The 16,122-nt window shown below is 71.2% G+C and carries 13 protein-coding genes; 9 read left to right on the forward strand and 4 right to left on the reverse strand.

What is annotated here, in order from left to right:
• Positions 1-11: 11 nt before the first annotated feature.
• Entirely contained in the window at positions 12-1,025 is a 1,014-nt protein-coding gene (gmd, locus tag ACFYSH_RS18290) for a GDP-mannose 4,6-dehydratase (RefSeq protein WP_359475280.1), read from the reverse strand.
• Between the two features lie 115 nt (positions 1,026-1,140).
• Between gmd and ACFYSH_RS18295 the strand changes: the two genes are divergently transcribed.
• Entirely contained in the window at positions 1,141-2,124 is a 984-nt protein-coding gene (locus ACFYSH_RS18295; protein ID WP_359475283.1) for a GDP-L-fucose synthase, read from the forward strand.
• An 84-nt stretch (positions 2,125-2,208) separates the two neighbouring features.
• Here ACFYSH_RS18295 and ACFYSH_RS18300 read toward each other — a convergent pair whose 3' ends face one another.
• Positions 2,209-3,756 (reverse strand): sugar transferase, encoded by a 1,548-nt coding sequence (locus tag ACFYSH_RS18300; RefSeq protein WP_388753592.1) that lies wholly within the window; start codon positions 3,754-3,756, stop codon positions 2,209-2,211.
• A gap of 195 nt (positions 3,757-3,951) precedes the next feature.
• Here ACFYSH_RS18300 and ACFYSH_RS18305 point away from each other — a divergent pair, with 195 nt between their 5' ends.
• Entirely contained in the window at positions 3,952-4,329 is a 378-nt protein-coding gene (locus ACFYSH_RS18305; RefSeq protein WP_359475289.1) for an ankyrin repeat domain-containing protein, read from the forward strand.
• Positions 4,330-4,413: 84 nt separating this feature from the next.
• Here the strand turns inward: ACFYSH_RS18305 and ACFYSH_RS18310 are convergent, their stop codons facing one another.
• Entirely contained in the window at positions 4,414-5,886 is a 1,473-nt protein-coding gene (locus ACFYSH_RS18310) for a catalase (RefSeq protein WP_359475310.1), read from the reverse strand.
• The gene (locus ACFYSH_RS18315; protein ID WP_359475313.1) at positions 5,879-6,067 is read right to left on the reverse strand and encodes a hypothetical protein; all 189 of its coding nucleotides are present in this window, start codon (positions 6,065-6,067) and stop codon (positions 5,879-5,881) included. Before ACFYSH_RS18315 ends, ACFYSH_RS18310 begins: the two co-directional genes overlap by 8 nt.
• Positions 6,068-6,259: 192 nt before the next feature.
• Here ACFYSH_RS18315 and ACFYSH_RS18320 point away from each other — a divergent pair, with 192 nt between their 5' ends.
• From ACFYSH_RS18320 to ACFYSH_RS18350, 7 genes are all read left to right on the forward strand, one after another.
• On the forward strand, positions 6,260-7,744 hold the full coding sequence (locus tag ACFYSH_RS18320; protein WP_388753595.1) for an AlkA N-terminal domain-containing protein: 1,485 nt from the start codon (positions 6,260-6,262) through the stop codon (positions 7,742-7,744).
• 73 nt (positions 7,745-7,817) lie between these two features.
• Positions 7,818-8,327, forward strand: coding sequence for a methylated-DNA--[protein]-cysteine S-methyltransferase (locus tag ACFYSH_RS18325; RefSeq protein ID WP_359475295.1), 510 nt, complete (start codon positions 7,818-7,820; stop codon positions 8,325-8,327).
• Between the two features lie 139 nt (positions 8,328-8,466).
• Complete coding sequence (locus ACFYSH_RS18330; protein ID WP_388753599.1) at positions 8,467-8,985, forward strand: hypothetical protein; 519 nt, start codon at positions 8,467-8,469, stop codon at positions 8,983-8,985.
• Entirely contained in the window at positions 8,985-10,376 is a 1,392-nt protein-coding gene (locus ACFYSH_RS18335; RefSeq protein ID WP_359475301.1) for a hypothetical protein, read from the forward strand. Before ACFYSH_RS18330 ends, ACFYSH_RS18335 begins: the two co-directional genes overlap by 1 nt.
• Positions 10,373-11,803 (forward strand): VWA domain-containing protein, encoded by a 1,431-nt coding sequence (locus ACFYSH_RS18340; protein WP_388753602.1) that lies wholly within the window; start codon positions 10,373-10,375, stop codon positions 11,801-11,803. Before ACFYSH_RS18335 ends, ACFYSH_RS18340 begins: the two co-directional genes overlap by 4 nt.
• A 229-nt stretch (positions 11,804-12,032) precedes the next feature.
• Entirely contained in the window at positions 12,033-13,145 is a 1,113-nt protein-coding gene (locus ACFYSH_RS18345) for an AAA family ATPase (RefSeq protein ID WP_359478762.1), read from the forward strand.
• Entirely contained in the window at positions 13,142-15,940 is a 2,799-nt protein-coding gene (locus ACFYSH_RS18350; protein ID WP_388753605.1) for a hypothetical protein, read from the forward strand. Before ACFYSH_RS18345 ends, ACFYSH_RS18350 begins: the two co-directional genes overlap by 4 nt.
• The last annotated feature ends 182 nt before the right edge of the window (positions 15,941-16,122 follow it).

A 16,122-nucleotide genomic window follows, 5' to 3' on the forward strand; every position in this document is an offset into this window, starting at 1 on the left:
TCTGTCCCCGCTCACCGGTCCACCCGGACCGCGGAACCCGCGAGCTGGTCGCTCAGCAGCCGTATGTCCGCGTCCACCATGATCCGGGCCAGCTCGCGCGACCTCACCTCCGGCTTCCAGCCGAGGAGTTCCTCCGCCTTGGACGCGTCACCGATCAGCGCGTCGACCTCACTGGGACGCTCGTACTTCGGGTCGTAGCGGACGTGCTCCGCCCAGTCGAGGCCCGCGTGCTCGAAGGCGTACTCCAGGAACTGGCGGACGCTGACCCCCTCGCCGGTGGCCACCACGTAGTCGTCGGGGGTGTCGCACTGGAGCATCCGCCACATCGCCTCCACGTACTCGGGGGCGTACCCCCAGTCGCGTACGGCGTCGAGGTTGCCCAGATGCAGCCGGTCCTGCAAGCCCGCCTTGATCCTGGCCACCCCGCGGGTGATCTTCCGGGTCACGAAGGTCTCGCCGCGGCGCGGGGACTCGTGGTTGAACAGGATGCCGTTGGTGGCGAACATGCCGTAGGCCTCACGGTAGTTGACCGTCGCCCAGTACGAGTAGACCTTGGCCACGCTGTACGGGCTGCGCGGGTGGAACGGGGTCTTCTCGTTCTGCGGGGGCGGGCTCGCGCCGAACATCTCGGACGACGACGCCTGGTAGACACGGGTGTCGATGCCGCTGGCCCGGACCGCCTCCAGCAGTCGCACGGTGCCGAGCCCGGTGACGTCACCCGTGTAGAGCGGGGCGTCGAAGGACACCCGGACGTGCGACTGGGCGCCGAGGTTGTAGACCTCGTCGGGCCGTAGGTCGCGCATCAGGTTCACCAGCGCGACGCCGTCGGAGAGATCCGCGTGATGGAGCACGAAGGAACGATTCGCTTCCTCCGGCCCCTGGTAGATGTGATCGATGCGCTCGGTGTTGAAGCTCGACGAACGGCGGACCAGGCCGTGGACCGTGTAGCCCTTCTCGAGCAGCAGCTCCGAAAGGTATGAACCGTCCTGTCCGGTCACACCCGTGATGAGTGCGGTCTTCGCCATGACTCCCCCCTCTGTGTGTCGCCCGACGGGCGATGTGAATCACCGACATATCTGGATCTGGGCGCAATACCGTAAAGAGTCACCGGGGCTGCGCGCTGCTGGCACAATCCGTGCCATGACGACTGATGTCCCCGGCCCACCCCAGGAATCCGTCCGCCCCCTGCTGCCCCCCGGCGCCCGTATATTCGTCGCGGGCCACCGCGGCCTCGTCGGCTCGGCGTTGGTGCGCCGTCTCACCGCCGACGGCTACGAGGTCATCACCCGCGGCCGTGACGAGCTGGATCTCCGCCAGGCCGCGCCGACCGAGACGTTTCTGCGTGACGCCCGCCCGGACGCGGTGGTGCTCGCCGCCGCCAAGGTGGGCGGGATCATGGCCAACAGCACACGTCCGGTGCAGTTCCTCGAGGACAACCTCCGCATCCAGCTCGCCGTGATCGCGGGCGCGCACGCCGCCGGGGTCCGGCGGCTGCTCTTCCTCGGCTCCTCGTGCATCTACCCCAAGCACGCCCCGCAGCCGATCACCGAGGACGCCCTGCTCACGGGACCCCTCGAACCCACCAACGAGGCGTACGCACTGGCCAAGATCGCCGGCATCGTGCAGATCCAGTCCTACCGCCGGCAGTACGGCGCCTCGTACATCAGCGCCATGCCGACCAATCTCTACGGCCCCGGCGACAACTTCGACCTGGAGACCTCGCACGTGCTGCCGGCCCTGATCCGCCGGTTCCACGAGGCGAAGCGGGACGGCGCGGACGAGGTCACCCTCTGGGGATCCGGCAGTCCCCGCCGCGAATTCCTCCACGTCGACGATCTCGCCGCGGCCTGCGTGAGGCTCCTGGAGGTGTACGACGGCCCCGAGCCCGTCAACGTGGGCTGCGGGGAGGACCTCACCATCCGGGAACTCGCCGAGACGATCAGCGAGGTGACGGAGTATCGCGGGCGGATCGTCTGGGACACCTCGAAGCCCGACGGCACCCCGCGCAAGCTCCTCGACGTGTCCCGGCTCTCCTCCCTCGGCTTCAAGCCGCAGACACCTCTGCGGGAGGGCATCGCCCGCACCTACGCGTGGTGGCTCGGCCGGCAGGCCCCCCGAGGCTGACCGTCCGGCCTGACGGCCGTGGTACGTCCTGAGCCCGTGCACGCGACCCGTCTCGCGACGCTCCATGTGTCCCCCCATCACGTCTCAGTACGCCCCGCGGCCGTCGGTGACGGCGCGCACCGTACGGACGAGGAGCCCCATGTCCGTGGCCACCGACCAGTTGTCGACGTACCAGAGGTCGAGCGAGACCGTCTCCTGCCAGGAGAGGTCCGACCGTCCGCTGACCTGCCACAGACCGGTCAGTCCCGGGCGGACCGCCAGGCGGCGTAGCTCCCGCTCGTCGTAGCGCGACACCTCCTCCGGCAGCGGCGGACGCGGACCCACCAGGGACATGTCACCCCGCAGTACGTTGAGAAGCTGCGGCAGCTCGTCGAGGGAGGTCCGGCGCAGGGTGTGGCCGATCCGCGTCACCCGTGGATCACGACGCATCTTGAACATCGGCCCCTCACTCTCGTTCGCCGGCGAGAGGTGCTCCCTGCGGGCTTCCGCGTCCGCAACCATCGTGCGGAACTTCCACATGGTGAACGGCCTGTTGTGCCGGCCGTGGCGGGTCTGGCGGTGGAAGACGGGGCCGGGTGACGAGAACCGCACCGCCAGAGCCACCCCGAGGAGCAAGGGCGCGAGCACCAGCAGTCCGAGCGCGGCACCGGTCCGGTCCACGACGGTCTTGAGCACGCTCTGCGGGCCGCGCCGCAGCGGCGGCGCGACGTGCAGGAGCGTCAGCCCGGCCGCGGAAACCGGCCGCACCCGGTTCGCGGCGACCCCCGACAGGTCCGAGAGCACACAGAGCGCCAGTCCGCCGTCGTGCAGACCCCACGCCAGTCGGCGCAGCCGGTCGTCCTCGAGCTCCGGGCCCGGCGCGACGAGCACCAGATCCGCGTCATGGGCGAAGGCGCCCCCGAGCACCGTGGACACATCGTCATCTGCCGGTTCGGGCGCAAGCCGCCCCGGCACCGGCGTCCCGCAGTCCGGTGCCGCCGTCCCCACGGGGACCACGGCCACCGCGGTGTACGGGTGATCGTCACGGGAGTTGAGCAGACGCACCGCACGGTCCAGGCCCGCCGCCTCGCCGACCACCAGGACCCGGCGCGCACCTCGGCGCCTGGTGACCCGCCGCAGCCGGCCGACCGTCCTGGCGAGGACGGCCAGGGCGAGGCCGGGTACCAGCGCGGCGACGGCGGTCGCAGGGTCGAGACCCCTGCCCGTCACGGCCAGCAGCACGGCCAGCACTCCTGTGAGAGCCAGCCAGTCGCCGAACGGGGCGTGGGCCGCCCCGCCGGCTTCCCCCGGCAGCCGTTCGGCGTACCGGCCGCGCACCGCGCGCACACCGGCCCACACGACGGCGGCGGACACCGCGGCGGTCAGTGGCCCCGGCTGTTCACCGGCCCGCAGCACGAGCCAGGCGGGAACTCCCAGCCCCACCAGATCGGTCAGGACGAGGCGGGGCACACGCGGATCGGGCGACTTCGCCCGCGGTCTCTCCACGTGATCGCGCCCGGCGGTCGTCGGGGCTCTCCACGAGCGCCCGGGAGCCACCACGCGGTCCTCGGTCCCGGCGGCACGCGGTCGTGGTGCCCCCGCGAGCCCGACGGGACCGGATATATCCGATTCGGGTGTTTCGACATGCCCCATGAACCCCCCAGCCACAGTTGCATCCCCACAAACGGGGCGCATCCGCCGATCCCATGGACTGACGGATGCGCCCTCGCTCGGTGCACGATATCCACACACGTGCTATTTCGCTGGAGTTCCCGTGAAGTTCAGACAGGGCGGACGTTGTGATCCCTGTCGCGCCGCCCGGCCGGGACAGCCCTTTAAGGTGAGGGCATGGATCCGCTTTCCGAGGAACAGACCGGCCGACTCGTCGCGATCGTGATGGATCTGGCCCGCGAGGGTCGCACCGACGAGCTCCTGGAGTTCTTCGACCACGGGCTGCCGGTCGACGTCCAGGACCGGGAGGGCAACACGGCCCTCATGCTCGCCGCGTACCACGGGCGGACCGGGACGGTGCGGGCGCTCATCGGACGCGGCGCCGACGTCGACCGGCGCAACGGCAGGGACCAGTCACCCGTCGCGGGGGCCCTGTTCAAGGGTGAGGACGCGATCGTCGCGGCGCTCGTCGCCGCGGGCGCCGACCTCGACGCCGGGACCCCCAGCGCTCGGGCCACGGCGGAGATGTTCGGGAGGACGGCGCTGCTGGAGTAGGCGCGCCGTGGGAGGGCCGGTCGCAGCACGAGGGGCTCCGGGCGACGTGCTGTCGCCCGGAGCCCCTCGTGTACAGCGGGTCGGTCAGGCCTGCTTGGCGGCCTGCAGGGCCTCGATGGCCTTGCGGACACCCTCGCCGTAGGCCGGGTCGGCCTGCGTGCAGTGGTGGATGTGACGCTCGACGGTGGCCTGCGAGGCACCGTCGATGGCCCGGGCGGTGTTGCCGAACAGGGCGTCCTGCTCGTCCGGGGTCATCTGCCGGAAGAGGTTCCCCGGCTGCTCGAAGTAGTTGTCGTCGTCCTCGCGGTAGTCGAACCGGTCCGCCGCGGCGCCGTCGAGCGCCAGACCCGGCTCGGCGAACTGCGGCTGCTCCGCCCAGCGGCCGTAGCTGTTCGGCGTGTAGCCGGGAACGGCGCCCTGGTTGCCGTCCACCCGCAACTGGCCGTCACGGTGGTAGGTGTTGACGTTCTTCGCGCCGCGCGGCTGGTTCACCGGGATCTGGTGGTGGTTGACGCCGACGCGGTAGCGGGCCGCGTCACCGTACGAGAACAGCCGGCCCTGCAGCATGCGGTCGGGCGACGCGCCCACGCCGGGCACGAGGTTGGCCGGCGTGAAGGCGGCCTGCTCGACGTCGGCGAAGTAGTTCTCCGGGTTGCGGTTGAGCTCGAACTCGCCGACCTCGATGAGCGGGTAGTCCTTCTTGGACCAGACCTTGGTGAGGTCGAACGGGTGGTAGCGGTACGTCGCGGCGTCCGCCTCCGGCATGACCTGGATGAAGAAGGTCCACTTCGGGTGGTCACCGCGCTCGATGGCGTCGAAGAGGTCCGCCTGCGAGGACTCGCGGTCGTCGGCGACGATCGCGGCGGCCTCGGCGTCGGTCAGGTTCTTGATGCCCTGCTGCGTACGGAAGTGGAACTTCACCCAGAAGCGCTCGTTGCTCTCGTTGATGAACGAGTAGGTGTGCGAGCCGAAACCGTGCATGTGGCGGTAGCCGTCGGGGATGCCGCGGTCCGACATGACGATGGTGATCTGGTGCAGAGCCTCGGGGAGGTTGGTCCAGAAGTCCCAGTTGTTCTCCGGCGACCGCAGGTTGGTGCGCGGGTCGCGCTTCACCGCGCGGTTCAGGTCGGGGAAGTGGTGGGGGTCGCGGTGGAAGAAGACCGGCGTGTTGTTGCCGACGACGTCCCAGTTTCCCTCCTCGGTGTAGAAGCGGAGGGCGAATCCGCGGATGTCGCGCTCCGCGTCGGCCGCGCCGCGCTCACCGGCGACGGTCGAGAAGCGGGCGAAGAGCTCCGTCTGCTTGCCGACCTCGGAGAAGAGCGCCGCCCTCGAGTACCGGGTGATGTCCTGCGTCACCGTGAAGGTGCCGAAGGCGCCGGATCCCTTGGCGTGCATACGACGCTCCGGGATGACCTCTCGGCTGAAGTGGGCCAGCTTCTCCAGGAACCAGACGTCCTGGAGGAGCATCGGCCCGCGCGGGCCGGCCGTGACGGCGTTCTCGTTGTTCGCGACCGGTGCGCCGGCGGCGGTGGTCAGCGGCTTCGTGTTGTCAGAAATTGTCCTGCTCCTCAGTGATCCGCCGCGCCGGTCCGGCGTCGACGAGGGACGTGCGTACGTCGTGGACGGCTTGGGCCGAGACCGTGCCGATGCGTGTGCGTACCGGGGTGAGGAGGGTACTGACATCGGAGTGCGGGGCCTCATGGACCGACGAGGGCATGGCGACCCGGTGGTGGGTCACTCGCGATGACACTCCGCGCGGGAGGGTCCTGGCCTCGGTTTCGATCACCCACGCAGTCAACCACTTATCTGGAATGATTCCAATATAAGAACCGCGCTAAGAGCTGTGCCGTGGGCCCTGCCGTGGGCCCCGCCGTGGCGCGGCGTCCGATTTCCGCCAGCGTCGGCGTGCGTGATGTCGCACCCTTGGAGCATGACCAGCGACGACAGCAGGTACGAGGCGGTGACCAGCCGCGACGCCCGGTTCGACGGCGAGTTCTTCTTCGCCGTGTCCACGACCGGGATCTACTGCCGTCCGAGTTGTCCGGCCACCACCCCCAAGCGCCGGAACGTGACGTACTTCCCCACCGCGGCCGCCGCTCAGAGCGGCGGATTCCGGGCGTGCCGTCGTTGCCGGCCGGACGCGGTGCCCGGCTCCGCCGACTGGAACGCGCGCGCCGACCTGGTGGGCCGGGCGATGCGGCTGATCGGCGACGGGGTCGTCGACCGCGAAGGCGTGGCCGGACTGGCCGCGCGCCTCGGCTACAGCGCCCGCCAGGTGCAGCGGCAGCTGAACGCGGAGGTCGGCGCGGGACCCATCGCGCTCGCCCGCGCCCAGCGGGCCCACACCGCGCGCGTCCTGCTGCAGACCACCCCCCTGCAGGCCGCCGAGATCGCGTTCGCCTCCGGATTCTCCAGCGTCCGCCAGTTCAACGACACGATCCGGGAGATCTACGCCCTCACCCCCGGCGAGCTGCGCACCACCCGTCCCGGCCGCTCCTCCCGCTTCGGCCCCGTCGGCACCGTCGACGGGGCCGGGGGAGTACCGCTGCGGCTCGCCCACCGGGGGCCGTACGCCGCGGCCGAGATCTTCGACCACCTCGCGGCCCGCGCCCTCACCGGCGTCGAGGAGATGACCGGCGAGCCGGGTGACCGCCTCTACCGGCGTACCCTGCGCCTGCCGCACGGCACCGGCATCGCCGAGGTGCGCGAACGGACCGGCGACGGCTGGCTGGACTGCCGGCTGCACCTGGGGGATCTGCGCGACCTCACGACCGCCACCCAGCGGATGCGCCGCCTCTTCGACCTGGACGCCGACCCTCAGGCGGTCACCGAGCGCCTCGGCGCGGATCCCTCGCTCGCCCCGCTCGTGGCCCGTACACCCGGACTGCGGGCTCCCGGCACCGCCGACGTCCATGAACTGGCGGTCCGGGCGGTCCTCGGCCAGCAGGTCCCGGTCGCGGCCGGGCGAAGGCTGGGCAACGCGCTGGTGACGGCCTACGGAGCGCCCCTCCAGGTGCCCAGCGGCGCTCTCACCCGTACGTTCCCCGACCCTGGCGACCTGGCCGGAGCGGGCCTGGAGGAGCTGGGTGTGCCCGGCTCGCGGCGTGCCACCCTGCGCACCGTCGCCGCCGCTCTGGCCGACGGGCGGATCGGGCTCGACCCGGGCGCCGACCGCGACCAGGCCGAGAAGGAACTCCTGAGCCTGCGGGGCGTCGGCCCCAGGACCGCCGGCTACATCCGCATGCGGGCGCTCGGCGACCCCGATGTGCTGCTGGCCGGCGACGTGGCCGTCCGGGCGGGCATGCGGGACGCGGGCGCCGACGCGGTGGACGCCGAGGCGTGGCGCCCCTGGCGCACGTACGCCATGCACCACTACTGGAACGCGGCGGCGCACCGGCCCGGTGCGGCAGCGTGACGTCCGGATCCCGCGACGCCGCCGGCACCGCACAGTTGACGTGGACGACGAAGAACCCGGAAGGACCCCGACCATGACGCTCTACACCACGATCGACAGCCCGCTCGGTGAGCTGCTGCTGGTGGGCGAGGAGTCGGCCACCGCACAGGGCGGCACCGCCCTCGCCTCGCTCTCCGTGCCCGGCCAGAAGGGCGGCGCGACGGTCCAGGACGGATGGACGGCGAACGCGGACGCCTTCACCGTGATCACCGCCGAACTGCGTGCCTACTTCGAGGGGAGCCGGACTGGCTTCGGCATCGAGTACACCGGCGGCCGGGGCACCGACTTCCAGCGGCGCGTGTGGAAGGCCCTGGAGGACATCCCGTACGGCACCACGCTCAGCTACGGCGAGATCGCCGCCCGGATCGGCGCCTCGCGCGCGGCGGTGCGCTCGGTCGGCACCGCGATCGGAGCCAATCCGCTGCTCGTCGTACGTCCCTGCCACCGCGTGATCGGTGCGAGCGGCGCCCTGGCCGGCTACGCCGGCGGCCTCGACCGCAAACGGCAGCTCCTGGACCTGGAGAGCCGTCACCAGGCTGTCTGACCGCTCCCACCCCGCCCTCGCCCCGCGAGGTGCGGCGCACCGGGCTCGTGCGAGGGCCTCCGCGAACGCCGTTGTCAGTGGGCGCCAGTAGGTTCTGTCGTGTCCCGCCGATCCGGCGGGGACAACCCCTCAGTTGTGCATGGGAGATGGCGCGTTGTCGGATTGGGAGAGGTCGAGCACGGCACGGGTGATACCACCCGCGCGGCCGCGTAAGCTCGCCAAGGTTCCGTTCGTCGAGCTGGCGGACGGACGCCTGCAGGGCGTGGTGTCCAGCGGCTCGGACATCGGACGGGTCTACGTCTCGTCCGTCGCCGCGGGCACGTACGCGTTCGCCTGCAGCACCAACAACAACCGGCCCTGCGGCGGTGCGCACGGATCGTTCTGCAAGCACATCGGCGCCCTGATCGGCGAGGCGGTCCTGCAGTACGGCGCCGAGCGCGTCGTCCGGTACCTGAAGATCGACATCCCGGAAGGGGATGCGGACGGGGCCGCGCTGACCTCGGTCATGCGGAGCACCCGCCCGCCGGCGGACGGGACGAAGGCTGCCGCATCCGTCTTCAGCCGGTTCCTGCGTCACCTCGCCTACCTCGAACACCCCCCGGTCACCGCGCCGTTGCCCGAGATGCAGTTCTTCCCGCCGACCAGGGCGGTGGCGTGATGCGCGCCGACCTGTTGGCCGAACCCGTGGACGGGCTGGACGAAGCCCTGGAAGCCGTCGATGCCTTCGACCGCGCTCTCGTCGCAGGCCTGCTCCGTCCGCAGCCCGCCGAAGCCGCCGGCCCGACGCGGCTCGCCGACGCCGTGACGGGGACCCCACTGGCCGCCAGAGTCGCCGAGGCAGCCGCGAAGGCAGCGGCCGGCGCAGCCGGCGAGGACCACTTCGTCGCCCTGGCCGCCGCGCGGACCGCGCTGCTCGGCTCCGTCCACGACGCGCTGCTGACTCTCGTCGAGGACGCGGCAGGCCGTGCGCCCGGCGCGGAGGCCGCACCGGCGGTCGCGGGGCAGCCGACGGTGAATCTGCTGAACGCCGCCCGGGCCTGGCTCTCCGATCTGGCACGCAGCGGATGGCAGGGCCTCGACCACGAGGTGGTGTCCGGGGCCGCGGAGGTCGTCTCCGCGCTGCTTCCCGACCCGTCCCTGCGCCGCCTCGCGACCCTCCTCGACGGCTTCGCCGCCGAACTCGCCGCGTCCTGCCCCGGCGCGTCGATGGAGCGGTTCCCCGTACGCCGCTGGGCCGACCTCTGGTCGCGCGGGATGCTGCTGACGGTGCCCGGCGCGGCCGGTGCACCGGTGACCGGGACCGCCGACGGACGTCTGCTGCCCCTCGGCATCGACGTCCAGGAACACGCCACCGCCGCACAGGCGCAGGTGCACGCGGTGTTCGAGCCCGCTGACGGCTCGGCCTCCCGCCTCGTGCGCGCCAGCGTGTCGGTGCCCAAGCCCGACACGGTCGTCGGAGCCGGGATCTGGCAGCTGCTGCGTCCGCACATGTCGCTCCTCGCGGCCGCCGGGGAGGGCCTGTCCATGGACCTCACCGGTATGCCGGTCACAGCCGAGGGCGACCTGGTCTGGAGCGACGAACACGCCCGCCCCGGTGCACCGGCCGAGGCGTTCGCCACCGCCCGTGTGGCCCTGCCGACCGCGACCGCTGCGGTGACCGCCCCCTTGGACCGGCATCCGGCGCGCATCGCCGTACCCGTCTTCCTGGAGGGCTACACCGCTCGGACGGATGACGACGGCGTGCTGACCTTCACCGTCGCCGGGTCCGACCTGGTCGTCGACACCGACCGCATCCCGGCCGCCGGGCCGCTCACCCCCGAGGCCGTCGCCAGGTCCGGAGCCTGCATCGCGCTGATCCGCTGGGACGCCGGTACGTTCGGCGTGCAGCCGCTCGCCGTGGAGACCACGGTGCGCAAGAAGGTGACCGCGGTGCACGCGGGAGCGTGGGCCGGAGGCACGGCCGACAAAGCCGGGGTCAGAGCGGAGAAGGCCGCCACCGACGCCGCGAAGGTGCTGAGCGAGCGAGCGGGAAGGCTGCTGCGGAAGTGACCGGACAGCAGAACGCGCGTCCCGAAGTGCCCACAGGGGTCTCCCACGACAGCCGCCGACAGGTCCTGTACTGGCGCCTCCTCGCGAGGCTCTTCGACCCGGAGGAGCAGGCAGGCCTGGAGTCGGCGAGCCTTGCCGTGGTGGAGGACATCGGACTGCCGGCCAAGCTGCTGGATCCGCAGGCATCGGTCGACTCGGTGGTGCAGCGCCATCCCGAGCTCGCCGCGGAATTCGACGGCCTGATGGTTCCGGAGGAGAACGCCGAAGGGGGCGGGGCGACCGACGGCACACGCGACCGGGCCGCGGAGGTGCGGCGTGCCGCGCTCGCGTCGAAGGTGCTGCTGAACGTCTTCCAGAACCCTCCCGGCACCGTCACCGCGGGCCAGCTGTCGCGGTGGCAGTCCGACGCGGGCTGGCTGGAGCGTGCGCTCGGCTGCGAGCCGGGCGCGCTGCGCGGCGGCCGCGCCGGAGGCGCGGGCGTCAGCCCGACCGGCACGGGAGGCGGCGGCCGGACCCCCGACCTCAGCCGGCTCATCCCGGAGATCGGCCCGGAGCTCGGTTCCATCGAGGCCGGCCTCGTCAAGCGGATGAGGCTGCGCGAGGTGCTCGCCGATCCCCAGCTGGCCGGCCGGCTGACACCGAGCATGTCGCTGATCGAACAGCTGCTGCGCGACAAGGACAACCTCTCCGGTGTGGCCCTGGCCAACGCCAAGGCACTGATCCGCCGCTTCGTCGACGAAGTCGCCGAGGTGCTGCGTACGCAGGTGGAGAAGTCGACGGTCGGCGCACTGGACCGCTCGGTCCCGCCGAAGCGGGTGTTCCGCAACCTGGACCTCGACCGCACGATCTGGAAGAACCTCACCAACTGGAGCCCCGAAGAGGAACGGCTCTACGTCGACCGGCTCTTCTACCGCCACACCGCGCGCAAGACGACGCCCCAGCGGCTGATCGTGGTCGTCGACCAGTCGGGCTCGATGGTGGACTCGATGGTCAACTGCACCATCCTCGCCTCGATCTTCGCGGGCCTGCCCAAGGTGGACGTCCACCTCATCGCGTACGACACCCAGGCGCTCGACCTGACCCCATGGGTGCACGACCCGTTCGAGACCCTGCTGCGCACCAACCTCGGCGGCGGCACGGACGGCACGGTCGCCATGGCACTGGCCCAGCCGAAGATCGCCGAGCCCCGCAACACGGTCGTGGTGTGGATCTCCGACTTCTACGAATGGCAGACCGAGCCGCTGTTCGAGAGCATGGCCGCCATTCACCGCTCCGGGGCCAAGTTCATCCCCGTAGGGTCCGTGACCAGCTCCGGCCGCGCCAGCGTGAACCCGTGGTTCCGCGAGCGCTTCAAGGACCAGGGGACGCCGGTGCTCTCCGGCCACATCCGCAAGCTCGTCCACGAGCTCAAGACCTTCCTGACCTAGGGCGTGTTTCGAAAGTCCCGCCTGCCTGGCGACGTCTGGCACGCACGCTCGCCGCGTTGTCGGGATCACCCCGATACATCCAGTATCGGGGCGACCCTCCGCCTTGCGATCGCACGCACCAGACGCCGCCAGGCCCGCCCTTCGGGCGGACGGCGCTACTTTCGAAACACGCCCTAGGGCCGTCCCGCCCGACGCAGTAGAACCCGAAACGCTGGAAAGGCCCACACACATGTCCGACCTGTTGCGCGCCCCCGCCGAGATCAAGTACGCCGAAGAGCTCGACTGGCTGGAGTCGGTCGACGACGGCCCCAAGCCGTTCTCCTGGCGGCTGTCCCCGAAGATGGTCCGCCTGTTCATCCTGGGATCCGAGCGCTCCGACGGTCTCGACCGGGAGATCCCCCAGAAGTGGTACGGCGACCGCAGCTTCGTCGAGCGCTCCATCGTCACCCTGGCCTCCGACCGGGGCCTCCTGCTCATCGGCGACCCGGGCACGGGCAAGAGCTGGCTGGCCGAGCTGCTGTCGGCCGCCATCTCCCGTAACTCCACCCTGGTGGTCCAGGGCACGGCCGGTACCACCGAGGACCACATCAAGTACTCCTGGAACGTGTCCATGGTGATCTCCAAGGGCCAGTCACGGGAGTCGATGATCCCCTCACCGATCATGACCGCGATGGAGACGGGCGCGATCGGCCGGTTCGAGGAGCTCACACGCTCCACCAGTGACGTCCAGGACGCCCTCATCTCGATCCTGTCGGAGAAGTACATCTCGGTCCCGGAGATGGACAGCGACAACATCGTCTTCGCCAAGCCGGGCTTCTCCGTCATCGCCACGGCCAACAGCCGTGACCGGGGCGTCAACGACCTGTCCTCCGCGCTCAAGCGCCGCTTCAACTTCGTCCGCATCCCGGTGGTGACGAACAAGAAGAGCGAGGCGGAGATCGTCCGCTTCCGGACCGAGGAGCTGCTGCGGCGCCACCAGATCGAGCTGGACGTGCCGCCGACCCTGCTCGACGTGCTGCTGCAGAGCTTCGCCGATCTGCGGGCATCGGCCGCCGCGGCGGGCAGCGACGACGAGAAGCTGGAGTCCGCGCTGTCGAGCGCCGAGCAGATCGGCGTACTGGAGGACGCGATCCTCCACAGCAACTTCTTCGGCGAACGCGAGCTGACCGCCCGCACCCTCGCCTCCTCGCTCGTCGGCTCACTGGCCCGGCGCGAACCCGAGGACCTCGCCATCCTCAACAAGTACCTGCACGGCGTCGTCGAGCCGCGCAGCAAGGAACAGGGCGGCTCCTGGCCGGAGTTCCTGGAGGGCGGCCGCGACGCGATCGCCACCCTGTCATGAGCGCCCTGAACGAAGAGGCGCCCTTCGACGCGCTGCGAGGGCAACTGCAGGACGCGGCGTCGGAGTTCGCGGACGGACCGGATGCCCTGCAGGGCATCCTCCTCGGCATCGTCGACGACGTCGACCGCGCCGTGCGGGAGCCCTTGGAGATCTTCCCCGTCTGTCACCACTCGCCCGCCTCGGCGGTCGCCATGGCACGGCGGCTGCGTGAGAAGCAGCCGAAGGTGGTGTACCTGGAGCTGTGCGAGGACATGGCGCCCCTCCTGTCGGAGCTGAAGAACTGCCGGCTCCCGGTGGCCGTCCAGGCGTTCGCCAGTGAGGTCAAGGGCTTCCCCGCGGAGTGGGCACCGCTGTCGGTCGTCGCTCCGATCACCGAGGCGTCGGCCGAATACCAGGCCATCGCCTACGCCCTGGACACACCGGGTGTCGAGCTGGTCCTCGTCGACCGGTCCTCGGACCACGTGTTCCAGTGGCAGGCCGGTGCGACGGAACCGACGGACCCCGACGCGCCGCCGGCAGAGGAGGAGGCGGCGCTGCACGGCGACGCCGTCGGGGTGGAGATCGGCGACCTGCGTCCGCGCTTCGCGGAACTGGAGGAGCACCTCCTGCACCACGGCCGCGTCCGGCACTGGTCGGAATGGTGGCACCAGTACGTCGAACTGCCCCTCGGTGACAGCGACCACGACACCTACCGCCAGGTCATGCTGCTGATCGGCAGCCTGTTCCGCAGACTGGCCCCCGGGGACACGGAGCGGGTCCGCGTCGACGAGGACCGCGAGCGCTACATGTGGACCCGCATGCGCGAGCACCTCGCCACGACCGGCACGGACCCCGAGGACTGCCTCTACGTCTGCGGCGCGTTCCACGCCTCCAGCCGCGTCGAGGAGTTCGGCGTCCGCGGCAGCGACACCTTCGAGATCAGCCCGCCGAGCGAGAGCACCTGGCAGTACGGCTTGATCCCGTCCAGCCACGCGGCGATCGAGGCGCAGTTCGGCCTGGCGGCCGGGTCCGTGTCGATCGCCGCCACCCAGTGGGCGAAGAACCTCAAACGCACCCGGGTGCAGCCCTTCCGGCTCGCGGGCCAGGCGGGCGTGAAGAAGGCCGCCGGACCGAGGAAGAACGCCGCTGCGGCCGTCCCGGTGACCCCGCAGGCCCCCTCCGACAAACTCACCGGCTTTCTGCGGAGCCCGCCCGCCCTCGACCGGCTCGACGAGGCCGAACTCCTCGGCTGGTCGGTGGAGATAGTGCGCTCGGCCCGCCGTAACGGCTACCTCGCCTCCACCGCCGACGCCATCGCGGTGTTCGAGACGTCGATCCTGCTCGCCGGCATGCGGGACCGGGCCAGGCCCACCCCGTACGACTTCCAGGACGCGGCGGTCACCTGCATCGAGAAGGAGACCGTGCCGGGCAGGCGCGACGTCCGCCGTCTCGTGGAGATCCTGATGGGCGGCGACCGGATCGGCCAGGTCGGCTACGACGCGCTGCCGCCGCTGGCCCGGGACGTGCACGACCGTCTCGCACCGCTGAACCTCAAGCTCCAGCAGCGTGGGGTGCAGCGTGCGCTGCTGGACATGACGTCCCAGCCGGAACTACGGCAGTGCTCCGACGTGCTGTGGATGCTGCGCCACCTGATGCCCCACGGCGCGGCACGGCCCATCATGGGTGAGCGGGAGCTCGGCAAACAGTCGGTGCAGGAGTCCTGGGACCTGGCGCTGGGCACCCATCAGCGGGCCCTCATCGAGCTCGGTTACGAGGGCGTCAGTATCGAGCAGGTCCTGGAGCAGCGCCTGCGCCGCGCCGCGTACGCGCCGAACGCCACCACGGCGCAGGTCCTCGCGGCCGTGGAGGACGCCGTGCTGCATCTGCGCAGCGGCCGCCTCGCCGACGAGTTGGGCACCCGCGCCCTCGAGGTGCTGGCCACCGAACGCAGCGTCGACGGAGCACCTGAGGTCCTGCGCAGGGTGCGCAGGCTCCTGGCGTACTACCGGATCAGCCGGCCGGTGCTGCCGTCCTGGATCGAGTCCTTCGCCTCGACGGGCTACGCGCACTACTGCACGCTGCTGCCGACGGCGTTCACCGACGAGGACGCGACGGTCCGGCAGGTCGCCGCGATGCTGGGCTTCCTCTTCAGCATGGAGAGCCTGGCCCTGTCGCTCGGCTGCGACCGGACCCAGCTGGATCTGGCCTTCGCGCAGTCGCACCCGCGGGAGCCCGCCAGGACCGCGCTGCTGTGGGCGGCCCAGGTACAGCTCGGGCAGCTCTCCCGCGCCGAGCTGAGGGAGCGGTGTGACGGGCTGCTGGCCGACCCCCTGGTGCTGTCCTCCTATCCGCTCCACCTCAGCGGGTTCCTGCACGCCTTGGAGCCGGTGCCCCAGCTGGCCGACTTCGTCGTGGAGGCGGTCTCGAACGCCTTCGCGCGGCTGCCGGACCCGGTGCTGCTGCCCTGGCTGCCGACTCTGATCACCACCCTGCGGTCCGAGGGCGCAGACCTGGCCCCGTTGCTGATCCGCGAGGCCGGGCGCGTCTTCCCCGGTCGCCTCGCGGCACTGGACGCCTGGGTCCCACCGTGGCAGGGCGCCGTCGAGGTGCCTGCCGCCCCGGTGGCGTCCGGTGGCGGCACGGGCCGCCGAGCCGTTCTGCTCGCCGCCCACCCGGAGACGTGCGACAGCGTGGCGGAGCTGCTGGGCTGTGAGGGCACGTGGGAGACGGAGGCGCCGGCACCCTCGGGCGCGGTCCTCGTCGGCCGCCACCCGGAGACGGCGGCGGCACTGGAGGCGCTGCTGGCGGGAGTCTGACACGGTGGGGGAGTGGCCGCGGCCCACGTGGCCGCCAGGAAGGCACACGCACATGGTCGTCGGCCCTCCCCCGCACCTTCTGAGGCATGGCGAAAAGGACAACGACGATTTTCGATCTCGTCCCGCCGCCCGGACCCGCTCGCTCCCGCGACCGGAGTACGGCCGAGCGTTCCCCCGGTGAG

It is taken from the genome of Streptomyces sp. NPDC005791 (assembly GCF_042871485.1).
In the GTDB taxonomy this organism is placed as follows: Bacteria; Actinomycetota; Actinomycetes; order Streptomycetales; family Streptomycetaceae; genus Streptomyces.